Here is a 24,441-nt window from a genome sequence, read left to right as displayed (position 1 = left end):
TTCCGCCGCGGGCGGAGCAACTGATCCAATTGACCTGTCGCGGCGAATCCCGCGTCGGTCACGGCGACCCGCCCCGTCCCCCCTCGCGGGGCGGTTCCCGTCCTCCGTCCGGACGAATTTCGGGGCGGCTCCCGCCATGGAAGCATCAGCACCATGGTCGAGCTCCGAGACGCGACCCCGGTCGACGCCCATGACGTCGCCGACCTGCTGGTGCGGTCCTGGCGCGCCGCCTACCGCGGACTGCTCCCCGACGAAGTCCTGGCGGGCCTGTCCGTCACCGATCGCGAACAGTTCTTGTCGGATGCCCTCACCACCGGACCGCCGAACAACCGCGCCGTCGTGGCGACGATCGCGGGCGCCATCGTCGGCTTCGCCGCCACCGGTCCACCGCTCGTGCCCGCCGACCGAGCCGATCCAACGCTCGGCGACCTCTACTCGCTCTACCTGGCCCCCGACGTCTGGCATCGCGGCATCGGCGCCCAGCTCCACGCCGCCGCCCTCGACCGGCTCCGGTCCTGCGGCTTCACCCACGCGGGCTTGTGGGTTCTGGACACGAACGAACGCGCCCTGCGCTTCTACCACCGCCTCGGCTGGACCGACACCGGACGGTCCCAGCTCGACCGCGGCCCCGGCGGCGTCGAGCTGCACGAACTGCGGCTCCACCGCGACCTGAGCTGAACCGGGTCGTCAGCCGACCGTGAGTGGCGCGTCGGCGCGGGCACGGCAGTACTGGACGCCGCCGATCTTGTTGATCGGGTTGAATTCCACCGAGTACCCGTCGACGCGTTCGTCGCTGAACGCCAGGCCGTCGACGCCTGCTCTGCGGACGAACTTCGCCACGCCGTCGACGCCGGTCCTCACCGCGCCCACTCGCCGCCCGACGGCTTTCTCGCCGGTCTTGCCGACAGCGACGAAGTAGGCCAGCTCGGCCCCTTCGACAGGTTTGCCGCCCGCGGTCATCGTCGCCGCCAAGGTCAGTGGGGCGACCGGATCGGTCACCCGCACGCCTTCCACGGCGATGGCGGTCTCCGTGCACGATCCCGATCCCGGCTCGGTGCCGCACGCGGCCAGTGCGGCCGCGGCGACCAGCACCGCCAGGAGCCCCGCGGCGCGGGGCCCCCGGCGGTCACGCTTGCTCGATGTCATGTGATCAGCATCCACCGGCGGACCAGTCGTACGCAGCTCGAGCGGCCGGTTCGTTGAACGGATGTGTGTAATACGCGGTCAGCATGTCGATGCCGAATGACATGTCCTTCGGGTCGATGCCCAGCGGCGACGGAACCGGGTCGAGGTAGTTCAGCGTCCGCCGGACCGTCTGCCCCGGCGTGCCGTCGATGGTGATCTCGTTCTCGCTGGTCGCGAACTTGCCGGGCAGCGTGCTGACCGCCAGGCAGGCCAGGCTGAAGTCGAACTTGCGCGACAGCCGCAGCTCCTGGTCGGCGAGGTGGAACCGGATCGCCTTGATGGTGTTGCTCTTGTCCAGCTTGAGCTTCACCTCCTGGTCCGGGCCCGGGATGTCGACGTGGAACTTGAGGTCGACGTCCGGCTCGATGGTCAGGCCGCCGAACTTGAGGTACACCTTCTCGAAGTCACCCTCGATGCCCGTCGTGAGGTAGCTCAGGTTCGCGCCGGGCACGAAGCGGATCCGCTTGAACCCGCTGAGGACGAGCTGGAAGTCCTCGATCTCGATCTTCGGCACACCCGCGTGCCCAGTGAGGGTTCCCTTGGCGTTGCCCACGGGCGTGTCCTCGTTGAAGACCTCCAGGTCGATCTGCTGCACCGCGTAGGACGTGTGCACGGTCGCGCCCAGCTTGAGTTCGGCGGTCTTGGGCGTGGAGTCGACCGCGACCGACGTGTCCTCGTTGAGCACCACCGTGGTGGTCGCGCCGAGATCGGTGAACCCGGCGTAGGCGTTGCCCGCCAACGGGATGTTCACCCCGCCGATCGGGAACGCCTTGATCAGGTCACCCTCGATCTCCGCCGAACCGTCCAGTGTGGACTGCGCGGCGTCCGCGGCGGTCTTGCCGTTGTAGGTGATCGTCGGGGCACCGACGGCGCCCTTGCCGAACCCGGTGATCTCGAAGTCGAGCTTCGCCGGGACATCGGTGACCGAGAGCCGCCCGGATGCCGGATTGCCCTGCAGCGCCGCGGTGACGTGCGCGGTCAGGCTGCCGATGCCCTCGGACGCCACCGCCCGCACCGTGCTCTTCGAGCCGAAGAGCCCGTTGACGGTCACCTTGCCCGGCACGTTCGACAGGTTCGCCGCGCCGTACACGGTCCCGAAGTCGGCCGTCTTCGCCTCGACTCGCACGTCCACCCCGCCGAGCGACGCGCCGTGCGCGTCGTGGGCGTAGGTGAAGCCGCGCGGGTCGGCATCGGCCGGGTGGAACGGGCCGACCGTGAGGTGGTTCAGCGTCGGCGACAGCCCGGAGAGCGTGACCAGGCCCGCCGCGTGCGGGACCTTGTCCACCAGGCCGTCAAGCGAGGCGTAGAGCCGCAGCCCCCCAGCGGCGGGGCTGTACTCGGTCAGGTCGACCTGCTTGGTCTTCAAGTCGACGGTGACCGTCTTCGGCAGGCCCGGCAGGTTGACCGTGGCCACCGCGCCGAAGCAGTTCGCGAACAGCGTGCAGAACGGGCTTTCGTCCTTCACGCAGCCCGCGCCGCTCTGGCAGGACCGGCCCCGGGCGGCGATGCCGTTCTCGAACAGCGGCGCCCCAAGGCCGCCCAGCGCGGCGACCTTGCCGAGGTAGGCCTCGGCCTGGAACCCCGCCTGCTTGTCCGCCTTATAGGTGATCTTGCCCGCGGTCATGCCGATCTCGACGGTGTTCGGGGTGTCGAGCAGCGCGGTCGCGGCGATCCGGGTGTCGTCGGCGCCGTTCGCGGCGAACACCGCGTCGCCGTCGAACGCGATCCTCGTCGCGCCCATGTCGAGCGTCGCCTTGGACCCGGTCTTGTCCTTCGTGTAGGTCACCGACCGCAGCCCCGCGATCAGCGCGCTGCCGTCCATGTCCTGGGTCAGCTCCCGGAAGTGCCCGGCGAAGTGCGGTCCGACCGGGGAGGTGGCGCCGCCGTGGTTGGTCACCGCGAAGGCCGCCGACCCGAGCGGGGACACCGCGTCGAGCCGGTAGTTCCCGTCGGCCCAGTCGGCGGTGAACTTCGCCGGGATGTCCCGCAGATCCCCGTAAGCCGACCAGTTTCGGCCCGCCACCGGGATATCGCGCACCAGCGCGGTCACCGCGCTGATCGGCGCGGACATGGTGACCTCGGCGTGCTTGGCGGTCGCGTCGACCACCACGTCCGCCTGGGCGGGAACACCCCGCACGGCCGCCCGCAGGTGCCCGACGCGGTCGCCGGTCACGGTCAGCGCGATCTCGTCGACCGACGCGGAGTTCCGCATGCTCAGCGACGTCCGGTCGCCGAGTTGACCGGTGACCCGCATGGACGCGGGCAGCTTCGACACCGACGCTTTGCCGCGCAGCACAGGGAAACGCTGGTCTGTGGTGTGCGCGTCGACGTCGAGCGTCAGCGTGCCGAGCGCACCCGAGGCGGTGTAGCCGACGTCGACCTTGCCGCCGCCGACGTCGATCGGCCCGACCGTCAGGTCGACCGGCGACGGCACACCCGCCAGGGTCGCCATGGCCTTGAAGTCGGGCAGGGCGTCGATCAGCCCGTGCACGCCGATGTAGGCCTGCAGTGGGCCGGTCGGACGGTAGTCGTCCAGCACGACCGTGCGCGCGTTCAGGTCGACGGTGATGGCGGTCGGCAGCCCGGGCAGGCTGACCGTGCCGACCACGCCGAAGCAGCGCGGGAACGTCTTGCAGAACGCGCTTTCGTCGCGTTTGCAGCCCGTGCCGTCGGCGCAGCCGCGGGCCACCGCGGCGACACCGTTGCCGAACAAGGGAGCGCCCAACCCGTTGAGCGCGGCGATCTTGCCGAAGGCGACGTCGAGCGCGAGGCCGATGTTGCGGTTCGCGCCGTAGCTGAGCTTGCCGTCGCCGTAATCGACCCGGATGGTGCTCGGGAGGTTGTCGACGCGGCCCGCCACGGCGAACTTTGTATCGTCAACAGTGTCGTCGGTGTCGGCGGCCAGGATGGCCTCGGCGTCGACGAAGACGGGCGCTCCCCCGGTGTCGGTGTCGAGCCGGAAGGTCTGGTTGCCCTCGGTCTTCGAGTACTCGACGTGGGTGAGGTTGCGCACCCGCATGCTCGCGTCGAGGTCGCCCGTCGACTGTCGATAGTGGACAGCGGCGTGCAGGCCGGTCGGCGCGACGGTGTCGCGGTGGTTGGTCACGGCGAGCCTGGCCGAGCCCAGCGGCGCGGTGATGGCCCGGAAGCGGTAGTTCCCGTCGGCCCAGTCCGCGTCGAACTCGGTCGGGATGCTTCCGAACTCGGTGATCGCGGTCCAGTCGCGGCCGCCAAGCGGTGCCCGGGCGACCACGTTGATGCCGTCCATCGTCTCGGCGAGAGCGCCCCGCAGGTGCTTGGCCTCCAGGTCGACGAGCACATCGACGCTGGTCGGGACGCCGGTGGTCAGCGCGGACAGGTAGTAGTCGTCGCTGGGCCGCAGGGTTTCGATGTGCGCGAGGCTCGCGAACAGCTCGATCCGCGGGATGCGGCTCGACGCCTTGTAGAGCAGCCTCGGCTTGGCCCCGACGTCGTAGGTCAGGTCCACAATGGACGGCAGCTCGTGCACGGTGCCGAACAGCGTCGGCCCGCTCCGGGTGTTCGTGTACGCGACATGCACCCGGTGGATCACGTCGCTTGCCCGGTAGGAGATCTTCCGGTTCGCCGTGTCGGCGTCGACCGACAGCGTGGCGGGCAGGTTGGAGACCTCCAGCCTGGCCTTGTGCACGCCGTCGATGTCCCCCGCGCCGACGAACGCCTGGCCGCCCGGCTCGAACACGGTGTCGAGCCGCGGGTGGCTGTCGTAGTAGGCGTCGACCCGTTTGAGCCCGGAGATCCGGGCGCTGGCGCCGATCTTCTGGTCGCGGGTGATCACGGTCGCGTGGTCGCCGTCGAGTGGCGCGTAGTCGCCGAGGTTCTTGGAGAACGCCAGCGCGGCGGACCCGATGGCCTGCTCGGCTTTCAGGTCGACGTGACTCGCCGCCCGGTCCACCAGCACGTCGAGCCGGGTCGGCAGGTCACGCAGCGAGCCACGGCCGACGATCGCCGGGTCGCGGTCGTAGAAGTTCACGTCCAGCGCGGCGAGTCTGCTGCTCGCGGTGTAGTTCGCGGTGACCTTGTCCTGGGCGGTCTTGAAGTTCGCGTGCCAGGTCGCGGGCACCGCCTTGGCACCCGCCTGCAGCGCCCAGTCCAGTCTCTGTCCTGAGTAGACGTAGTCGGCGAACAGGACGTCGTCGATGGTGGAGTCGGCGCGGTAGTCGACGTCGGCCTCGCCGCCGCCGACCGGCCTGGTCACCGTCGCCGAGACCGTTGTCGGGAGGGTGTCGACCTTGAGCTGGTCGAACCGGCTCGACTCGGGCCGGTTGGACAGGACCTGCGCGTCGAGGTGGGTGCGCACGTTGCTGCTCGAGTCGACGGTGGCGCGCTGCCCTCTGTCGGCCGCGCCCGGGTCGAGGTAGGCGTGGGCGTGGAAGAAGTTGGGCACCGGGGAGAACCGGCTGCTCGCGACCGTCGGGTCGTAGGCGTCGCCCCGGCTGTCGTCGCGCACCGACGCCATGCCCGCGGTGATCGCCATCGAGTCGCCCGCACCGGCGGAGAGCAGGGTGGCCTTGATGTCGAAGATGCCCTGCAGCGCGCGGATCGGGTTGAGGGTGAAGATGCCGAGGGTGCCGGTGGGCAGGCTGCTGCCGCGGCGGAAGCCGTCGAAGCCCAGCGAAAGCCGCTTGCGGCTGGGGATGTCGTAGACGGCCCACACGTGGCCGGGCAGGTCGCGGCCGGCGAACTCGCTGGTCGGCAGGCGCAGTTCGAGGAAGGCGAGGCCCACGTTGATGAGGTCGAGCAGGGCGGTCAGCTTCTGCTGCAGGGTCGCGTTCAGGCCGCGCAGCAGGTCGTCGAGCGCGAGTTTCTCCAGCACCCATTCGGGGTGCAGGATCACGTTCAGCGGGTCTTTGAGCAGTTCGGCCAGGATGTTGAGCCGGTCGGTCACGGCCTTGACCTGGCGCTCCAGATCGAGGATCTCGCGGACCGGGCCGAGGATGTCGCCGACCGCGACCGCGGGCAGCAGGTCGGCCAGCACGTCCGGGGTGCGGTCACCGGTGACGTCGACGATCGCGGGCACGCCGAGCGGCAGGGTGAGCGAGCAGGAGACCTGCTTGGTCGCGGACTCGGAGCACACGCGGTAGGTGATGCGCGGGATGCCGTCGGGCAGTTCGTTCAGCAGTGCCAACGGATCCACGGGCAGCGGCGGCGGAATGTTGCCCGACAGCAAGGCGTCGATCAGTTCCTGAATGGTCGCGGGCCTGGTCGGGTCGATGACCTGCGCGGAGGACACCTGCGGCTGCAGCTTCGTCGCGTCGAGGTCGGGGGTGCCGTCGGCCTTCAGGCGTCCGGCCCGGCCCAGAGTCGCCAGTGCGTCGCGTGCGGTGGCGTCGACCAACTCCTGGCCGGGACGCTGCGGCATGGTCAGCGGGTAGGGCGACACGGGCGGCTGCGGAGTCACCGGCGCGCGCTCGATCGGCACCTTCCCCGGTGCCGGGTTGAGCCCCGGAAGTGGCTGGATGTCTTGCAGCGCCTTGGATTTCTCCCGGTTGACCGGCACATGGCCGTCCGGCCCGACCTCGATCGGCCCGAGATCGGGAACGTCGAGCACGGCCGCGCCGGGCGCACTCGGCGCGAGTGGTTGCGGCGCGGGCGCGGCCGGTGTGGTTGGTGTGACCGGACTCGGCGCGGTCGGTGTCGGGGTCGGTTCGGCGGCGGCGCTCACGCCGAGCCCGACTTGTCCGACCACGGCGACCGAGGCGATGAAGGCGCGCAGAACCGTACGACGGGAATTCCTGAACACTGCTGCTCCCCATGCAGTCAGAGAAGGCCCCCCATGGACCCCCCGATCCAAATTTCTCCCGTGGATCACGGAACCACCGCCGGACAGCGCCCGTCAATACGCCATTCGTACCAGTTGATCACCAGTGTGGGCCCGCACGGACGTGCGACCTGTTGAGTCGTTCGGACTAATCCGTCCGGTTCGGGGTACACGCTGCTCAGGGACCGATGGCCCCGGAAGCGACACATCCCTGGAGGCCGCTGTGGTCGAGTACCGAGCACCCACCCACGTTCCCGACCAGCCAACCGCAGCTCACGCCGCCCTGGTCAGACGCAGTTGCACACCCCCACTGGGCCATCACCTGCGCACAGCGGTGGACAAAGTGCTGCTTGAGCTATCCGCCACCGCGGAACCCGATCGGGTGAACCCGCGCCACCTCGACGACTTGCTGGTGGCCGGACTGGCCTGGGCCGCGGCGACGGGCGACACCTGCCGGATCCAACCTGCCGTTCAGGCCGTCCGGGCTGCCCGCGAGAAGCTCGCCCGCACCGACGTCGCCGGGGCCAGGAGCGCCCTGCGCGAGGCCCGTGACTGCCTTGGGCGGCCACCGGACGAGCGCGCGGTTCCGGTCGCACACCGGTTCCCGCCAATGGTGGCGGTTTCGGCCCGCGAGGAGGAGCGTTAGTCCATGTCCGGGCCACGTGACGCTGAGGAGTTGGCGCGGTCTGTGCTGCGCGCGGTTCGCGGCCAGGTGGCGCGGGAGGAAGCTGTGGGCGTCCTGCGCTCGTGGCAGCGGTGCGACGTGGGCGAAGCCCGCCGGAGTCTCGCCGATGGCGATGGTGGTGCGGGCCGGGCCGGTCAGGACGGTGAGGCGGCCCGTGTGGTCGCCATCATCGAGGGCGACGCACGGGGGCGGGCCGACCCGGACTGGGATTGACCCGAGTCCAGCCCGCTCAGGTCGGTCGACGTCTGCCCCAGGCGCGGTTGCCAGGTCAGCGTGGTCGGCGCCCTGTAGTGCAAGGTTGAGGCCGCCGCGTGGGTCCACCATCATCACGCCGGTCGCCGCAGCCCCCAGCAGGTCGATTCCCGCCGGGGTGATGAGGCGGCGAGGATGTCGAACATCCGGGGCTGCGCGTCCTGCACACCACCGAGCATCCGGTCGTCGCCCGTTCCTCCTGGTCTCCACGGTCAGTCGGCCAGTTCGTCGAGCGAGATACGCCGTTCCAGGACGTCGCGGGCCATGTGCAGCAGCGGCTGGTAGGTGGCGAACGCGTGCGCCCGCAGCCGGGCGAAGGCGTCGTCCAGCCCGATGCGCAGCTGCGCGGCGAGCATCCCAGTGGCCACGTTGACGTCCTGGAACGAGGCGACCGGCCGCGGCGTGTAGTCCAGGCCCGCCCGTTCGGCCTCCGCGGCGCCGTGGATCAGCGCGGCGGTCGCGAAGTCCGCCAAGAGCGCCGCGTCGGCCACCGCGGCCTGCGGCAGCCCGCCCGGCCTGCGGCCGAAGAGCTCCAGTGTGCCCATCCTGATCGCGCCGACCTGCATCGGGAACGCGAACACCGACCCGATGCCCGCGGCCAGCGCGGCGTCGACGAAACCGGGCCAGCGCGCCTGGTCGGAGTTCAGATCGGCGACCAGAACCGGGCCGCCGCCGGTGTACGCCTCCACCCCTGGGCCCTCGCCGACGGTGTACTGCAGCGCGGCCACGTCCGCCGCCCAGTCGTCGCTGGCGCCGAGCAACTCCTGGGCGCGGTCGCTCGCCCGCAGCGCCAGAGTCGCCGCGTCCACCGTCAGGACCTCGACGCAGGCCTCGCACACCGCTTGCGCCCACCACTCGTCGCCGGGCTCGCGGGCGCGCGCGGCGATGGCCCGCCACAATCGCTCGCGCCCGTGCCCATCCACCGCTGTCCCCTCCGCCGAGCTCGCGCCAGCCTACGAACCCGCGGATGTGCAGCCAGTGCACCCGCCGCCGTCCGGGGCGATCCACGAGGCTCGGCTCGTTCGGGGTTCCCAGCCCTGCCAAGTCGAAACGTTCAGGCGAAGCGGGTGACGAATCGTTTCTGCCATGGGGTCTCGACGGCTCGGTGGGAGTAGTGCTCGCGGACGTAGGTGACGGCTTTGTCGGCGGGAACGCCTTCGAGGATGGCCAGGCAGGACATCGCGGTGCCGGTTCGGCCGAAGCCGCCGCCGCAGGCGATCTCGACGCGTTCGTCCTTGGCGCGCTTGAGCAATTCACGCAACGCCTCGGCGAAGTCGGCGGGATCGGACGGCAGCCAGAAGTCCTTCCACCGCACCCACCGGCTTTCCCAGTCGACCTCGGCGGGTTCCTTGCCCTGCAGGTAAATCCCGAATTCGGGCTTGGGGCCCGCCGGAAGGGAGTCGCGCAGCCCCCGGCCGCGGACGAGCAAGCCGGACGGCAGCCGCAGCAGTCCCGGCGTGTCCAGGGCCCAGGTCTCGATCGTCACTCGACGTCCTTTCGATGATCGCGCCAGGCAGAACTCGCGGTTCTTCGCGGCCTTGTTCTCGGGGAGTTGTCGCGGAGACGTCACAGGCCCACCATCGGTGTATGACCCGGTACGTCGCACTGTACTGCGCGACCGCCGCATGAGTACCCGACAATGGCGCGATCCCAGCCAAGCGACAGGCCCGACTCACTGGGTCAGTCGAGGCAGAACTCGTTGCCCTCCGGGTCGGTCATCACGATCCAGCCCAAACCCATCGGCGGATCGGGTTCGAAACGACGCACCCGGGTCGCTCCCAGTGCGGTGAGCCGTTCGCACTCGGCTTCCAGTGCCGCCATCCGCTCGTCACCCTGCAGGCCCGGTGCCACGCGGACGTCGAGGTGGACACGGTTTTTCGCGGCCTTGTTCTCCGGAACCTGTTGAAAGAAGACCCGTGGGCCCTGCCCGTCCGGGTCCTCGATGGCCGACCGCGTGTTGCGCTGCTCCTCCGGCACGCCCACCCGCGCGAGGAACTCGTCCCACGCGGCCAGCGGGTCGGCGCCCTCGGGCAGGTCGACTCCCGGCGGACCGGGGTGGATGTAGCCCAGCGCGTCGCGCCAGAAGGTGGACAGCGCCCGTGGATCGTGGGCGTCGAAGGTGATCTGGAGGTGGCGGCTCATCGGTTGCTCCGTTCTGCGTCCATGACCCCACCCTGACACACCTTCCGGACAGATTCTGTCCGGAAGCAGGGCTGCCGATCGGCGACCGCGGACTAGACGATCGGCAGTAGGCGCGCCCTTACGCGGATCGGTACCGTCCGGTCGTGAGTCTGCATTTCACCAGGGTGCTGCGGGTGCTCCGCGGGGACACCGCCGCGGGCCGGGCGGCCCGGGACGTGGCGCTGTGGCTGCTGTTGCTGGTGCCCAGCGTGATCTGGGCGGTAGACGGCAGGCTCGCGGGCTCGACCTGGTTCGAGTTGGCCCTGCCGCCGTTCGCGCTGGCCGCCGTGGTGCTCGCGGGCAGGCGGCTGCCGCTCGCGGCGTTCGCGCTGGCCGTCGCCCTGACCGTGCTCGACCCGCTGAGCCCGGTCGACCGCTACACCCTTGTCGTGGTGGTGACGGCTTATCTGCTGGCCGTCCGCCTGCCGGGCGCGCACACCGCGGCGCTCGGGATGGGGGTGGTCGTCCCCGCCGGGATGCTGGCCGGTTTCCTTCTGCACCAACAGGATCCCGCCTGGGTGTGGGGATACAGCGCGGTCGCGCTGCCGTTCGTCACGGTGTTCCCGTGGCTGTTCGGCCGCTACCAGAGTCAGCGCCGAGAGCTGGTCTACGGCGGCTGGGCCCGCGCCGAGGAGCTGGAGCGCTCGCAGCGGCACGAGCTGCGCCAGGCCCGGTTGCGGGAACGGGCCCGGATCGCGCATGACATGCACGACTCACTCGGCCACGAGCTCAGCCTGCTCACCCTGCGCGCGGGCGAACTGGAGCTGGCCCCCGACCTGGCCGAACACCACCGCGACGCGGTCGGCGGCCTGCGGATCGGGGCGGGCAATGCCACCGAGCGGCTGCGCGAGATCATCGGCGTGCTGCGGGCGGACGCCGAGCCCCCGCCGCGCGAACCCGCGCAGGACACCATCGCCAACCTGGTGGAGCGGGCCCGGTCCTCGGGCATGAAGGTGCGGCTGGAGACCGAAGGGGCGGCCGCCGACCTGCCGCCCATGGCCGACCGCGCCGCCTACCGCGTCGTCCAGGAGTCCCTGACCAACGCCGCCAAGCACGCGCCGGGCGCCGTGGTCACCGTGCGGCTGGCCTATGGGCGCGAGGAGACCGTGGTGACGGTCGCCAACCCGCTCGCGACGCGGCCGGTCACGGGCGTCAGCAGCGGCGACTTCGGCCTGGTCGGCCTGCAGGAACGGGTCCGGCTCGCGGGCGGCACCTTCGACGCGGGCGCGCGCGACGGCACGTTCACCACGATCGCCCGCCTCCCGCGCCGCGCCGCGGTCGGCGACCAGACTCAGAGCGCGGAGACAAACCCGTCCGCGATCGTGTCTCTGTCCGCACGCAAGCACGAACTCGCCCTGCGGCGCGCGCGGCGGAGCTTCCTGCTGGCCTTCGGCGTGCCCGTGTCGATCGGGCTGCTGATGGTGCTGGGCGCGACCGGGCTGGTGTACCAGACCTACTCCTCGGTGCTCGCCCCCGACGACTTCGACCGGCTCCGGGTCGGGCAGAGCCGGGCCGAGCTGCGTTCGACCCTGCCCGTGCGCACCCTCACCGAACTGCCGGAAAGGCTGTCGCGGCCGCCGGTCCCGCCGGGCGCCCGGTGCGACTTCTACGTCTCCACCGCCGACCTGTTCGCGGTCGACGCCCCCCTTTACCGCCTGTGCTTCACAGCGGACCGGCTCGCCGCGAAGGACGAGCTGACCCGCCGGTGAGTTTCTTCCGACCTTTGAAGGAGCAGCAGTGATCCGAGTTGTCCTGGCCGATGACGAGGCGATGATCCGCGCCGGGATCAGGGGCATCCTGGGTTCCGATCCCGGCATCGAGGTCGTCGCCGAGGCCGGTGGCGGGCACGAGGCCGTCGAACTGGTCACCGCGCACCGGCCGCACGTGGCCGTGCTCGACATCCGGATGCCCGAGATGGACGGGCTCGCCGCGGCGACGACCATCTGCCGGACCGTGCCCGAGACCGCCGTGGTCATGCTGACGACGTTCTCCGAGGACAGCTACATCGCCGAGGCGCTCCGCGTGGGCGCGAGCGGCTTCCTGCTGAAGTCCGGTGATCCGCGCGAACTCGTCGCCGGTGTCCGCGCGGTCGCCGAGGGCGCGGCGTATTTGTCGCCGAAGATCGCCGCGCGGGTGATCGCGAACCTCGGCGGGGAGAAGATGTCCCGCACCACCAGCGCGATCGAGCGGATCAGCGCGCTCACCGACCGCGAGCGCGAGGTGCTGACGCTGGTGGGCGCCGGGCAGTCGAACGTGGAGATCGCCAAGCGGCTCTACCTGGTCGAGGGCACGGTCAAAAGCTACGTGAGCACCATCCTCAGCCGCCTCGGCGTGCGCAACCGCGTCCAGGCCGCCGTTCTCGCCCACGAAGCAGGCCTAATTCACGCCGAGTACTGATAACCGGAGGCGCAACAGATCGAGACCTAAGGGGACCGTGACGAAACTCGACCACGGTGACCCGCCAAACCGCAGCATCGAACGGCACGTGACAACACTAAGAATTTCGGGGTGGCGGCACAGTCAGGTGTCGCGCTTGCGGAGCGCGAGGTAGCCGGTCGCGAGCGACGTGAGGCTCCACGCCAGGACGATCAACCCGCCGACCGGCCGGGGGTAGATCGGGTGGCTGGTGCCGCGCATGAGGTTCACCCCCGCGTCACCGGGCAGGTACGCGGCCACCGTCTCCAGCCCGATCGCGGGCAGCATCAGCGGCAGGATGAGCAGGACCACGAAGATGATCGAGATGGTCTGCGCGGCGCCGCGCAGGGCCGCGGCCAGGCCCAGCGCGAACACCCCGAGCATGGGCAGGTAGAGCGCCACACCGACGACGACGTTGTAGGCGTCGTCGGTGGTGAAGGCCTCGCCGAACTCGCCGAGGCCGAGAATCGCGATGCCGAGGCCCACGGCGCCGAAGACCATTCCCAGCACGAGGAGCAGCGGGACCAGCACCGCCACCTTGGACAGCAGCATCCTCGCCCGGTCGGGCACCCACTGCAGGGTGTTGCGGATGCTGCCCGACTGGTACTCGGCGGTGACCATCAGCACCGAGAGGATGACGATGCTCCACTGCACCAGGTACGCCATCACCTCACCGGTGATGAACGGCGCCGAACTGGTGAACGCGGCGGGGTTGCCGTCCGCGTGCTGCGACCGGGTCGAGACAGCGGCGATCGCCATGCCGCCGAGCAACAGCGTGGTGGCCGCCGCCAGCGTCCACCACGTCGAGGCGACGGTGCGGAGCTTGGTCCATTCCGAGCGGACGGCGCCGAGGAATCCGCCACCCGCGTCCGGCGGGAGGTCGAGCCGCGGCGGCAGTGCCGAAATCGTGGTCGTCACGGTCTTCACACCTGCGCTTCCTGTTGGTTCGCGGCGCGCAGCGAGTCGGACTCGCCGTACTCGACACTGCCCGCGGTGAGTCGCATGTAGGTCTGTTCCAGCGAGGCCTCGGCCGCGTTGAGCTCGCGCACCCGAACGCCCAACTCGTGGCAGAGGTCGCCGACGCGCTCCACCGTCGCGCCCCGAACGACCAGCTCCAACGCGCCGTCGCGGGTGACCTCGACCGAGTCGCTCGCCAACCGCGCGGCCAGCGCCTCCACCCCGTGGGTGTCGCGGCCGCGGAACCGCACGGACTGGCCGGAGGACTTCGCGATCAGCTCCGCCATCGGCGCGTCGGCGATGAGCTCGCCCTTGCCGATGATCACCAGGTGGTCGGCGACCAGCTGCATCTCGGTCATCAGGTGGCTGGACATGAACACGGTCCGCCCCTGGTCGGCGAGCGCCCGGACCAGGTCCCTGACCCAGCGCACACCGTCCGGGTCGAGCCCGTTGACCGGTTCGTCGAGGATGAGGGTCTCCGGGTCGCCGAGCAGCGCGCACGCGATGCCCAGCCGCTGGCTCATGCCCAGGGAGAACGAGCCGGACCGCTTGCGGGCCACGTCCGCCAGGCCGACGAACTCGAGGATCTGGTCGACCCGCTTGGCGGGGATGCCGTGGGTGTGCGCCTCGGCCAGCAGGTGGCCGCGGGCGGAGCGGCCTGGGTGCACGGCCTTGGCCTCCAGCAGCGCGCCGACCTCGCGCAGGGGGTTGACCAGGTCGACGTAGCGCTTGCCGCCGATCAGCGCGGAACCCTCGCTCGGGGCGTCCAGCCCGAGGATCATCCGCATGGTGGTCGATTTGCCCGCCCCGTTCGGGCCGAGGAAGCCGGTGACCTTCCCGGGGCGGACCTCCAGCGTGAGACCGTTGACCGCGGTCCGCTCCCCGTACCGTTTCGTCAAGCCCCGCAACGTGATCACGTCCGTCCTCCCAGGTCTTCGTGTCCCTGTGGAGAACGCTATGGCGGCGGCACCGGCCGACACATCGGGCGACCGACACCCACGGCACCCTGCCGATCGACAGGGTCCGTTCAGCGGAGCCGGACCGAGCTGGTGGACGCCCGACCGCGAGCCCCGGCGTCTACTGGTTGGGATCGATCGCCACCGGGCTGGGATCTCCCTAGACTCGCGGCGCAAATGTCCGTACATCATGGGAGGCCCGCTAGTGAGCCTGCAACTGGGTGACACCGCGCCCGACTTCACCGCCGACAGCACGGCCGGGGCGATCGAGTTCCACGCCTGGAAGAGCGGCAGCTGGGCCGTGCTGTTCAGCCACCCGGCCGACTTCACGCCGGTCTGCACCACCGAACTGGGCCGCGTCGCGCAGCTCAAGCAGGAGTGGGCCGCCCGCGACGCCAAGCCCATCGCCCTGTCGGTGGACTCGGTCGACGACCACAACAAGTGGGTGCCGGACATCGACGAGGTCAACAAGACGACCGTCGACTACCCGATCGTCGCCGACCCGGACAAGAAGGTCGCGAACCTCTTCGGGATGATCCACCCGAACGCCGGCGACACCTCGTCGGTGCGGTCGGTCTTCATCATCGACCCGGCCGACAAAATCCGCCTCACCCTCACCTACCCGAAGAGCGTCGGCCGCAACTTCGACGAGATCCTGCGCTGCCTCGACGCCCTGCGCCTCACCGACCGCGCCACCGTCGCCACCCCCGTCGACTGGCGCGACGGCGACCGCGTGATCGTCCCCCCGACCGTGTCCACGGAGGACGCCAAGGCAAAGTTCGGCGACGTCGAAGAGGTCAAGCCGTACCTGCGCTTCATCGCCCAGCCCGCAGACTGAGCGACCGAACACGACCGGGCCCCGCCATCGGTGGGGCCCGGTTTGTTTGTGGTTGAAGGTTGGTCGAGGACAGCCCTTCAACGTGGTTGCCTTCGGGGATGCCCTTGTCCCTGCACCTCTGGACGGGGCCTCCCCCCATAGCTCCGAACGTGGTCACCCTCAGGGATACGCCTCCCCCATAGCTCCGAACGTGGTCACCCTCAGGGACACGCCTCCCCCATAGCTCCGAACGTGGTCACCCTCAGGGACACGCCTCCCCCATAGCTCCGAACGTGGTCACCCTCAGGGACACGCCTCCCCCATAGCTCCGGACGTGGTTGCCTTCGGGGACGGCTCTTCGCCCCTGCACTTCCCCCTTGCCCCTCGTCCTGGCCGCTTTTAATTCTCGATCATCGCTGTCAAGGGTCGCGCAGCGATCGCGCAGCGACGGCCGTTTACGGCCGCCCTTGACAGCGATGATCGAGAATTAAACAATCGCGCCAGAGGGGCCCACCACTTCGCTAAGACCCCGAGTTCTTGGTAGCTCCCAAGGGAAAGTCCCCCTCGGCCACAATTGTTTAACTCTCGATCATCGGCGTCAAGGGCGGCGCAAGCGCCGTCGCTGCGCGATCGGCAAGCCGACCCTTGACACCGATGATCGAGAGTTAAAGATGGCCAGGACGAGGGGGCAGGGGGTAGAGCAGGGATTAAAAGCCAAAGACCGCCAAGGCAACCCCGTTGGAGTGGGGCTGTGGGTGGTGCAGTTTCGACCTGCGCCGCAGGTCAGCGCGGGTGGTATTGCGGTCCGGTCGGCGGGGTGGTGCGGGTGCGACATGTACCGCGTTCCAGCGCTGCGGGCGATGCCCTGCGGTCCGGCCGGTGGTGGGTGCGATTGGTGTTGCGTGCGCTGTGGTTGCGGCGGGATGCCGTAGTGCAGTCAGGTTCGCCGGGTCGTTTCATTGGTGGGCCCGCGGTGGCGCTTGGCCACCGCGGGCGGGTTCAGCGGGTCTGGTGCTTGCTCAGCCCAAAACCGTCAGGTTGAAGGTCCCAGAAGCCGCAGCCGTCGCCGTGGCGGTCTCCGGGTAGTACACCCGCAGCGTGTAGGTGGCGGCGATGCTGAACGACACGGTCAGCCGGAAGCTGTAGTTCGGCCTGCATGAGCCGGTCGACACATCAACCCAGGCGCCCGCGACCAGCCGCTGGATGACGATCAGTTCCAGCGAACGGGCGTTGCTCTTCGGCAGGTCGAGTTTTCCATCGATCCGGGCGTCGGCGTTGACCTTTACCTTTGTGTCAAGGAGTTTGGCGTTGACCTTGGCCTTGACCTTGTTCGCTGTGGCGTCGTGCTCGGCGGTCGCCGGTGTGGCCGGGGTGGCCGTCGCGGTCCCGGTCATCGGCACGAGCATGGCGCAACACAACATGAGCGCGGTGAGAAGGCGCGTGATGGGGGCGTGTTTCGTCATGTCTCAAGTGGACCGCACAGCGATCGGTACCGCGCTGCGAGTCCCCCGGCGGCACCGGGACAAACACCCAGCCGAGTGAAAGCGCACCTCGCCTCCCACAGAGCGTGTCGTGACGCTTCACCCCGCCGCGAGGTCGCGGTCCGGCGAACGCGTGATCAGCAGGCCGCCCCCGGTGTCTCCGCCCACCGGCCGAAGGCGAAGTCACCGCCCACGACCGTGGCCAGCACCTCCACGGCCGAAATGTGGGCGGCGGTGCGGGGGTCGTCGGCCAGCACCGTCAAGTCGGCGAGCTTGCCCGGGGTGATGCTGCCCAGCTCCGCTTCCAGCCCGCACGCGTAGGCGCCGCCGAGGGTGTACGCGGCGATGGCCTCGTCCACGGTGATCTCCTCGCCCGCGCCGATGTGTCCGCCGTTGACGGACTTGCGCTCGACCATGAACTCGATGGCGCGCAGCGGTGCGCCGTCGGCGACGGGGCGGTCGGAGCTGCCCGCGATCGTGATGCCGTGGTCGAGGAAGGACCGTCCCCGGTACATCCAAGGCGCGCGTTGCGGGCCCATGATCGCGGAGTAGTCGTCGCCGTAGGCCCAGAGGAAGGTCGGCTGCAGCACCGGGATGAGGCCGAGTTCGGCGATCCGTGTCAGTTGGTCAGGCCGCACGAGTCCACAGTGCTCGATCCGGTGGCGCGCGTCCGGCCGCGGGGCGCGGGACTGGGCCTCGGCGATGGTGTCGAGCGCGAAGTCGACGGCCCGGTCGCCGATGGCGTGCACGGCGAGCTGCCAGCCCGCCGCGTGCCCGTCGAGGATGGCGGCGCGCTCGTCGAGGAGGACACCGGTGTTGTCGGTGCCCACGTACGGCTCGGTCAGGGCGGCGGTACGCGCCATCATGCCGCCGTCGGTCCACACCTTGAGCGCGCCGATGGACAGCCGGTCGCCGCCGAATCCGCTGCGCAGCCCCAGGTCGATCGACCGGGTGATCCCGTCGTCCACGTGCGCGCCGACCGGACGCAGCACGTCGGCCGACACCATGAGCTGCACGCGGATGGGCAGGTCCGCCCGCTGATACGCGGCGACCTCGACCGGGCTGCTCGCGAGGAGCCCGGCGCCGACACCGGCCTCCGCGCAGGTCGTGATGCCCTCCGACAGCACTTGCCGAGCGCTGTGGCGCAGGTCTTCGCAGATCTCGTCGAGGGAGTACGGCAGCCGCAGGGCCCGGGCCGCGGACTGGTCGGTCTCGGTGAGCCACCCGTCGCTGACGATGCCCGGCAGCTGCGTGAGCACCGCTGAGTTGACCACGCACGCGTGTCCGGAGACGTCCTGCACGTAGATGTTCCGGTCGGCGCTGACCGTGTCGAGGTCGGCCGCGGTCACCGGCCGGTCCAACGCGCGCCGGTCGTAGCCGGACCCCTCGATCCACCCCTCCCCCGCCGCGCCCCGCAGCGCGTCGAGCACCTGCCCGGCCGTGCGGCACCCGGACACGTCGATGGTCCGCCGCGCCCGTCCGGCCCAGGTGAGGTGAGTGTGGGCGTCGACGAAACCGGGGAGGACGGTGGCACCGTCGAGGTCGACCGTCCGCCTGGCGGGCAGGCCCGCGACGTCGTCATCGAGCCCGACGATCCGCCCCCGCCACACCCCGACTGTGTGCGCGGCGGGGTGGTCGGGGTCCATGGTGAGGATTCGGCCACGCACGAGCTTGACGTCGAGGATCACGGGTTCAACTCTCCCATCGGCAGCGAAGTACGTACCCGCATCCGTGGTTATGCGGACGCGGCGAGCCACCCGAATGGCCCACAGTCATGTGGTCCAGCTCACACAGTCGCCCGGAGTCCTCATGAACCTCACACCAATGCACCTGCGGATGCTCGCCGCGGTCCGCGACAACGCCGTCTTGTGGCGGGGGAACATCGGCGTCTCCGGTGGATTCGCCACTGTCGGTGAGGGGCGATTCCAGCCTGGACACGAGCTGGTGGCGCTGTACGAGCTGACTCGCGCCGGCCTGATCGAGATCGACCGGGCAGGCGGCGCGGTGTTCGTGACCGCTTCAGGCGGCGGTGCGCTCGATCTGACGCATCGGAAGGTTTCCTGACTCGTCAGGCGCGGACCACGTGGAGGGCGACGCTGCGGAGCTTTTCGCAGGTCTCCTCCAGCTCGCGCTCGGGGCGGGACTGTTCGACGATGCCCGCGCCCGCGCGCAGCCAGGTCTTCCCATCACGCTGGAAGATGGTGCGCAGAACCAGGGCCGCGTCCAGCGCGCCGGACTGGTCGACCGTCAGCACCGCTCCGCTGTAGAGGCCGCGCGGGTGGGTCTCGTGGCGCTGGATGACCGGGTAGGCCGCCTTCTTCGGGATACCGGACGCGGTGACCGCCGGGAACAGGGTGATAAACGCCTGCCAAGGGTTCCGGCCCGCCGTCAGCTGCCCCGACACCGACGAAGCCAGGTGCTGCACGCTCCCCCGCTCCTTGATCGCCATGTAGTCGTCGACCACCACGCTGCCCGGCTCGCACAGCTCGGTGAGTTCCTCCCACGACACCTTGACCGAGATGGCGTGCTCGAAGATCTCCTTGGTGTCGCTCAACAGGTCCGCGCGCAGGTCGGTGTTGTCCGCGTCCAAAATGGACAGTTCGCGGGTGCCCGCCAACGGCTGGGTGGTGACCCAGCCGGTCTCGTCCACCTCCGCGACGATCTCCGGGCTGAAACCGGTGGCCCGCAAGCCGCCCATGCTGATCAGGAACGAGCGGGCCGGGGTGTTGCGCTGCCTGCCGACGACGTAGGTGCCGACCAGGTCCACCGGGTGGTCGACCTCCACCACGCGGGACAGGATCACCTTCTGCAGCCTGCGTTCCCTGATGTCCTCGACCGCGGCGGCGACCGACGCGCGGTAGGCGTCGGCGTTGGAGTGTTCGACGGCGACCGGGCTGGGCTCGTAGTCGCGCACGGGCGCGGGGGTGACGAGCAGCGCGCGGATCGTGTCGAGGAGGTCGGGGTTGGTGCTGCGGATGGTGGCGCGCCCGTCGGCGATGCGGACCTCGGTGTGCGGCACGACCAAGTGCAGCAGGGTCTCGCCGTCGGGGATCAGCTCCGGCATGCCCGCGTGCGCGTAGGCCAGTTCGAAGGCGGCCCAGCCGTAGGCGCGCCAACCGTCGATCGCCAGCCGCTCAAGGAGTTCGGCGACCCGGTCGACCGGGGAATCCGTCCAGCGCAGCGAGGTGCGGGGGCCGTCGACCAGTTCCAGGACCGCCTCGGACGGGGTCAGGGTGATCTCGGCCAGCGCGCCGAGGGCGACCGCCCAGGCGCCGGGGCGCTCGTAGAGGACGTGGGTGTCGGAGATGCCGGATTCGACTAACCGGGTGCTCACCAGCAGCGGGTCGCCGGGCGCGTCGACCTCGAGCTCGTGGTACGACAGGCGGCCGGTGAACTGCTCGTCGAGCAGCAGGGCTTCGGTTGACACCGTGACTCCCAAGGGTTCGGGGTGAATACCGGCGGTCATCGGCCGGCCGCCAGCTTGGCCGTGATGTCGGCCATCAGGTCTTTCTTGCTGACCTTGCCGACCCCGGTTCCCGGGAACGCGTCGACGACTTCGAGCCGGTCGGGCAGCTTGTAGTCAGCCAGCCCCCGCGAGCGCAGGAAGGCGACCAGGTCGGGCAGGGTCGGCGCGTCGCCGCGCGGCAGCACGTAGACGCAGGTCCGTTCGCCGAGCACGTCGTCGGGCATGCCGACGAGGGCGGCGTCGCGGACGGCCGGGTGGGCGAGCAGGTGGTTCTCGACCTCTTCGGCGGAGATCTTCTCCCCGCCGCGGTTGATGATGTCCTTCACGCGTCCCTCGACGACCAGGTGCCCGGTCTCGGTGACCCGGACCAGGTCTCCGGTGCGGTAGAAGCCGTCGGCGGTGAACGCGCGGGCGTTGTAGGCGGCGGCTCGGTAGTAGCCGCGCAGCGTGTAGGGGCCGCGGGTGTGCAGCTCGCCGAGTTCGCCGGGCGCGACCTCGTTGCCGTCCACGTCGACGACACGGATCTCGTCGGCGGGCGACATCGGGCGGCCCTGGGTGCCCACGACGACGTCGTCGGGGTCGTCGAGGCCGGTGTAGCAGAGCAGTCCCTCGGCCATGCCGAACACCTGCTGCAACTGGCAGTCCAAAGTGGACCGGACGCGGGCGGCGGCCTCGGGCTTGAACTTGGCGCCACCGACCTGGAGCACGGAGAGGCTGGACAGGTCACGGCCCGCCCACTTCACCGCCTCCATCCACAGCAGCGCCAGCGGCGGCACCAGCGCGGTGACGGTGACCCGCTCACGCTCGATGAGCGGGAACGTGTCGGGCGGGGCCGGACTCGGCGCCAGCACAACGGTTCCACCCACGCAGAACGTGCCGAGCATGCCGGGGCAGCCGAACGGGAAGTTGTGCGCGATCGGCAAAGCGGCCAGGTAGACGGTGTTCTCGTCGAAGCCGCACACGCGCGCACTGGCCTCGAGGTTGTACGCGTAGTCGTTGTGCGTACGGGGAATCAGCTTCGGAAGTCCCGTTGTCCCGCCTGAAAGCAGGAACAGTGCGACCTCGGAGGCAAGCCCGGTGCTGGGGAGGTCCCCCACCTCCCCAGCACCGGTTTCCAGCGGCTCGAACTCGGCCGGGTCTCCCACAACCAGGACGTGTTTGAGCGCGGGTGCCGCGCGCAGGGCTTCGCGGGCGAGGTCGCGGTAGTCGAATCCGGCTTGCCGGTCGGCCACCACGTACGCGACCGCGTCGCTGGTCTGGCACAGATAGGTGATCTCGTTGGCGCGATGGGCGGGCAGTGCCAGCACCGGCTGGGCGCCGAGCCGGAACAGCGCGAAGCACAGCACCACGAACTCCGCCTTGTTCGGCAGCTGCACCACGACCCGGTCGCCGCGGCCGATGCCGAGCCCGTGCAGGCGGGCGGCCAGGCCGCCCACCCTCCGCTCGAGTTCGACATAGGTCCAGCGGCGGTCGCCGTCGACCACGGCGGTGCGGTCGGCGTAGTCCGCCGCCCACTGCCGAAGCAGGTCGTCGAGCGTGCGGTCGCGCCAATAGCCGTCCCGCCGGTAGCGCTCGGCGAAGTCCGCCGGCCACTCGGTCAGGTCCGGTCCGAGATCACTGGTCATCGTCGATATCCCCCGGTCGCGACTAGGAAACGACGTCGGCGCGCGCGCTCTTGACCTTCTCGGCCAGTTCCTTGAGCACCTTGGCGTATTCCTTGTAGCTCGACGCCGTCTCCGCGCGCCAGTTGCCGACCTGGTTCGCCTTGACCGCGGCGATCTCCTTCCAGGTGGGGAACTTCGCCGCCAGCTCGGCCGGGGTCATGCCCAGGGTCCGCGCGTCCTCGAGGACGAGGTCGGCCGGATAGAGGCCCGCCTGTTCCCAACTCAGCTTCTCGAAGCCGAAGGACGCGTCGGGCTTGCCGGGGGCGACGACGTCGACGCCGAGTTCCTTGAAGAGGATGGCGTCACCGTGCCACTTCGGGTCCGCGACCCAGTAGCCTCCCTGCTCGCCGATCACCATGGCGACCTTGAGTCCCGCGTTCCCCTTCGCGGCCGCGGTGACGTCCGCGGAGGCCTTGTCGAAGTCCGCCTTGGCTTCCTTGACGGCGGGGGCGTCGATGTCGGCGCCGAGCGACTTGGCCAGCTCACCGAACTTCTTGATCGACTCGGCCGCGGACTTGCCGTCGAGCCGGATGCCGACGATCGGGGCCAGCTTCTCGATCTTGGGCTTGGCCTCCTCCGGGACGTACCAGAGCGCCGGGCCGTACATGATCGTGACGACCAGGTCGGGCTGGAGCTTGGTGTACTCCTCCAGGTTGAACTCGCCGAACTCGGCGCCCACGGACTTGACCGTGTTCAGGTCGACGCTGCCGACCTGCGGGTCCGGGGTGCCGTCGGGCTTGCGCTGCGGGCCGAACACGCCGACCGGCTTGACGCCGAAGTCCCACAGGGCCGCGGCGGCGTGCACCTGGGCCACGATGCGCTTGGGCTTGGAAGGCAGCGACACCTTGGTGCCGCGGTCATCGGTGAACTCCCACGGCCCGGTCGCTGCTTCCGAAGCCGGTCCGGCAGGCTTGCTGCTATCGGCGGAGGCACAGGCGGCCAGGGTGCCGACGAGCGCGGCTGCCAGCACTGCGGCCGCGAGCCGGACGGCTCGGCGGGGGCGGGTGGAATTCATCGGTGTCCTTCCGATCGCGATCATTCATCTGCGAAAACCGAAGGTGAGCTTAGCCTAAGCTAACTTCTGCGCCAGGGTCCTTCCCGGTGCTCCCGCTCACAGCTGGGTCCACTGTGTCTTCGTCGACGGTCAGAGTCGCCTCTCGCAGTTCCGGCGAGGTCGACGCCAGCGCGGCCACCCCGCTGATGCACAGCGCGCCCGCCCCGATGATCGCCAAGGCCGGTCCGAACAGGCTCGCGGCGAACCCGGAAGTGGTGCTGCCCAAGGAATAGCTCGAGCTCGCCTGGGCCAGCCAGAGGCTGTTGACCCGGCCCTGCAGGTGGTCCGGGGTGTGGTGCATGAGCAGCGCTCGGCGCAGGATCTCCGATACCGAGTCGACGCCGCCGATGATCGCCAGGAACACCATCGCGGGCACGAGGTGCGGGCTGAGCCCGAAGCCGATGTAGGCCGCGCCCATCAGCAGGACCGCGACGATCAGCGCCCGTCCGCTGCGGCGCACCAGACCGGTCCAACCCGAACTCACAGAGGCCAGCAGCGCGCCCACCGCGGGGGCGGCGGCCAGCAAGCCGATCATCTCGGGCCCGCCGTGGAACACCTCGGCGACCAGCTGCGGGAAAAGTGTCTGCGGGACGCCGAAACCGGTGGCGCACAGGTCGATGATCAACACACCGCGGATGAGCTTGTTGTGCCGGACGAAGCGGAATCCCTCGGAGATCGACGCGAAGACGCCTTCCCGCTTGTCGTCGGCACTGGACTCGTCCGACCCCGGCGGCAGCGAGGGCAGCGTGGCGAGCAGGGCCGTGCTGATCAGAATCGCCACCGCCGCCGCCGCGTACGTCCCGGGGAGGCCTGCGCCCGCGATGATGACACCGCCGAGCGCGGGGCCCACGATGAAGCCGAGCTGCGAGGTCACCGCGATCAAGCCGCTGCCCGCGGCGAGGTGCTCCGGCGCGACCAGGGCCGGGGTGACCGCGGACAGCGCGGTCTCCCCGATTCCTTCCACGCCCGCGCCGACGATCACGATGAGATAGATGAAGAGCAGCTCGTGGGACGACGCCAGCGCGGCGTTGACCGCGAACGCGCTGAACGCCAGCACGACGGTGACGCTGCTGATCAGGATGAGCTTGCGTCGGTCCATCCGGTCGGCGAGGACTCCGCCCGCGATGAACCCGAACAGCTTGGTCATCCCGAGGGCCAGGCTGACCAGTCCGACCTGGAGCGACGACTCGGTGAGCCGGTAGATCTGGACCGGCGCGGCCACCGCGATGAACCCCGCGGCGAGCAGCACGACTGTCCGACAGATGAGAAGGAGTCGGAAATCTCGGCTGACCCTGGCTGGCGTCACATCGACGACAAGTTGCCCCAGGCGCATCAGTGGTGACCCCTCTTTGGACGTGATCCTGCTATCAGAAGTTAGGCTAGCCTAACGTAATTCGATCACCTAGGCTCTCACGATGACTGAGGTAAGACTTACCTAACTTGCGGTCGAGGGTCAACAGAGAGGCGTGACGTCACGTGGCTGGTGCGCGGTCAGCGTCGGGGGCAGCTTCGGGGTCAGCTTCGGGGTCAG

20 protein-coding genes are annotated in these 24,441 nt (G+C 69.8%); 7 read left to right on the top strand and 13 right to left on the bottom strand.

Features of this window, described 5'->3' with window-relative positions; all coding sequences use genetic code 11:
* The first annotated feature begins 153 nt into the window (after positions 1–153).
* Complete coding sequence (locus tag C8E96_RS16490) at positions 154–678, top strand: GNAT family N-acetyltransferase (RefSeq protein ID WP_091383454.1); 525 nt, start codon at positions 154–156, stop codon at positions 676–678.
* A gap of 9 nt (positions 679–687) precedes the next feature.
* Here the strand turns inward: C8E96_RS16490 and C8E96_RS16485 are convergent, their stop codons facing one another.
* Both C8E96_RS16485 and C8E96_RS16480 read right to left on the bottom strand, forming a co-directional pair.
* Positions 688–1,146 (bottom strand): hypothetical protein, encoded by a 459-nt coding sequence (locus C8E96_RS16485; RefSeq protein ID WP_091383453.1) that lies wholly within the window; start codon positions 1,144–1,146, stop codon positions 688–690.
* A 4-nt stretch (positions 1,147–1,150) separates the two neighbouring features.
* A complete protein-coding gene (locus C8E96_RS16480) occupies positions 1,151–6,964 on the bottom strand; it encodes a hypothetical protein (RefSeq protein WP_091574926.1) in 5,814 nt (1,937 codons plus the stop codon).
* Between the two features lie 361 nt (positions 6,965–7,325).
* On the opposite strand from C8E96_RS16480, the gene C8E96_RS16475 reads away from it, so the two are divergent.
* Positions 7,326–7,628, top strand: coding sequence for a hypothetical protein (locus C8E96_RS16475; RefSeq protein WP_091383451.1), 303 nt, complete (start codon positions 7,326–7,328; stop codon positions 7,626–7,628).
* Between the two features lie 3 nt (positions 7,629–7,631).
* Positions 7,632–7,880 (top strand): hypothetical protein, encoded by a 249-nt coding sequence (locus tag C8E96_RS16470; RefSeq protein WP_091383450.1) that lies wholly within the window; start codon positions 7,632–7,634, stop codon positions 7,878–7,880.
* Positions 7,881–8,131: 251 nt separating this feature from the next.
* Here the strand turns inward: C8E96_RS16470 and C8E96_RS16465 are convergent, their stop codons facing one another.
* The 3 genes from C8E96_RS16465 to C8E96_RS16455 all read right to left on the bottom strand — a co-directional run bounded on the left by C8E96_RS16465 (position 8,132) and on the right by C8E96_RS16455 (position 10,061).
* The gene (locus C8E96_RS16465) at positions 8,132–8,842 is read right to left on the bottom strand and encodes a GAF and ANTAR domain-containing protein (protein ID WP_228770290.1); all 711 of its coding nucleotides are present in this window, start codon (positions 8,840–8,842) and stop codon (positions 8,132–8,134) included.
* 131 nt (positions 8,843–8,973) lie between these two features.
* Positions 8,974–9,405: a protein-tyrosine phosphatase family protein gene (locus C8E96_RS16460; protein WP_407642628.1), complete on the bottom strand. Its 432-nt coding sequence runs from the start codon at positions 9,403–9,405 to the stop codon at positions 8,974–8,976.
* A 194-nt stretch (positions 9,406–9,599) separates the two neighbouring features.
* Positions 9,600–10,061 (bottom strand): VOC family protein, encoded by a 462-nt coding sequence (locus tag C8E96_RS16455; protein ID WP_091383448.1) that lies wholly within the window; start codon positions 10,059–10,061, stop codon positions 9,600–9,602.
* Positions 10,062–10,204: 143 nt separating this feature from the next.
* Between C8E96_RS16455 and C8E96_RS16450 the strand changes: the two genes are divergently transcribed.
* Both C8E96_RS16450 and C8E96_RS16445 read left to right on the top strand, forming a co-directional pair.
* Positions 10,205–11,809: a sensor histidine kinase gene (locus tag C8E96_RS16450; RefSeq protein ID WP_091574922.1), complete on the top strand. Its 1,605-nt coding sequence runs from the start codon at positions 10,205–10,207 to the stop codon at positions 11,807–11,809.
* Between the two features lie 28 nt (positions 11,810–11,837).
* On the top strand, positions 11,838–12,497 hold the full coding sequence (locus C8E96_RS16445) for a response regulator (protein WP_091383446.1): 660 nt from the start codon (positions 11,838–11,840) through the stop codon (positions 12,495–12,497).
* A gap of 123 nt (positions 12,498–12,620) precedes the next feature.
* On the opposite strand, the gene C8E96_RS16440 is transcribed toward C8E96_RS16445, so the two are convergent.
* Both C8E96_RS16440 and C8E96_RS16435 read right to left on the bottom strand, forming a co-directional pair.
* Positions 12,621–13,433 carry an ABC transporter permease gene (locus C8E96_RS16440; protein ID WP_133794517.1) on the bottom strand — a complete coding sequence of 271 codons (813 nt, stop codon included), beginning with the start codon at positions 13,431–13,433 and terminating at the stop codon, positions 12,621–12,623.
* A gap of 5 nt (positions 13,434–13,438) precedes the next feature.
* A complete protein-coding gene (locus C8E96_RS16435) occupies positions 13,439–14,389 on the bottom strand; it encodes an ABC transporter ATP-binding protein (RefSeq protein ID WP_091383444.1) in 951 nt (316 codons plus the stop codon).
* Between the two features lie 244 nt (positions 14,390–14,633).
* On the opposite strand from C8E96_RS16435, the gene C8E96_RS16430 reads away from it, so the two are divergent.
* Complete coding sequence (locus tag C8E96_RS16430) at positions 14,634–15,266, top strand: peroxiredoxin (RefSeq protein WP_091383443.1); 633 nt, start codon at positions 14,634–14,636, stop codon at positions 15,264–15,266.
* A 998-nt stretch (positions 15,267–16,264) separates the two neighbouring features.
* On the opposite strand, the gene C8E96_RS16425 is transcribed toward C8E96_RS16430, so the two are convergent.
* Both C8E96_RS16425 and C8E96_RS16420 read right to left on the bottom strand, forming a co-directional pair.
* Entirely contained in the window at positions 16,265–16,708 is a 444-nt protein-coding gene (locus C8E96_RS16425) for a hypothetical protein (protein ID WP_091382952.1), read from the bottom strand.
* 155 nt (positions 16,709–16,863) lie between these two features.
* The gene (locus C8E96_RS16420) at positions 16,864–18,414 is read right to left on the bottom strand and encodes an amidohydrolase (RefSeq protein ID WP_228770232.1); all 1,551 of its coding nucleotides are present in this window, start codon (positions 18,412–18,414) and stop codon (positions 16,864–16,866) included.
* A 121-nt stretch (positions 18,415–18,535) separates the two neighbouring features.
* On the opposite strand from C8E96_RS16420, the gene C8E96_RS16415 reads away from it, so the two are divergent.
* Positions 18,536–18,790 (top strand): hypothetical protein, encoded by a 255-nt coding sequence (locus C8E96_RS16415; protein ID WP_133794515.1) that lies wholly within the window; start codon positions 18,536–18,538, stop codon positions 18,788–18,790.
* A gap of 4 nt (positions 18,791–18,794) precedes the next feature.
* On the opposite strand, the gene C8E96_RS16410 is transcribed toward C8E96_RS16415, so the two are convergent.
* Genes C8E96_RS16410 through entS form a run of 4 tightly spaced genes read right to left on the bottom strand, consistent with a single transcriptional unit; the run spans position 18,795 to position 24,243 of the window.
* Complete coding sequence (locus tag C8E96_RS16410) at positions 18,795–20,153, bottom strand: salicylate synthase (protein ID WP_228770233.1); 1,359 nt, start codon at positions 20,151–20,153, stop codon at positions 18,795–18,797.
* Positions 20,154–20,188: 35 nt separating this feature from the next.
* Complete coding sequence (locus C8E96_RS16405; RefSeq protein ID WP_091382958.1) at positions 20,189–21,817, bottom strand: (2,3-dihydroxybenzoyl)adenylate synthase; 1,629 nt, start codon at positions 21,815–21,817, stop codon at positions 20,189–20,191.
* A gap of 22 nt (positions 21,818–21,839) precedes the next feature.
* On the bottom strand, positions 21,840–22,871 hold the full coding sequence (locus C8E96_RS16400) for an ABC transporter substrate-binding protein (RefSeq protein WP_166658024.1): 1,032 nt from the start codon (positions 22,869–22,871) through the stop codon (positions 21,840–21,842).
* Between the two features lie 49 nt (positions 22,872–22,920).
* On the bottom strand, positions 22,921–24,243 hold the full coding sequence (entS, locus tag C8E96_RS16395; protein WP_091382963.1) for an enterobactin transporter EntS: 1,323 nt from the start codon (positions 24,241–24,243) through the stop codon (positions 22,921–22,923).
* Between the last annotated feature and the right edge of the window lie 198 nt (positions 24,244–24,441).

It is taken from the genome of Actinokineospora alba, assembly GCF_004362515.1.
GTDB classification, from domain to species: domain Bacteria; phylum Actinomycetota; class Actinomycetes; order Mycobacteriales; family Pseudonocardiaceae; genus Actinokineospora; species Actinokineospora alba.
The sequence above is the reverse complement of the archived record's forward strand: the minus strand, read 5'-3'. Positions and strand labels throughout refer to the sequence as shown.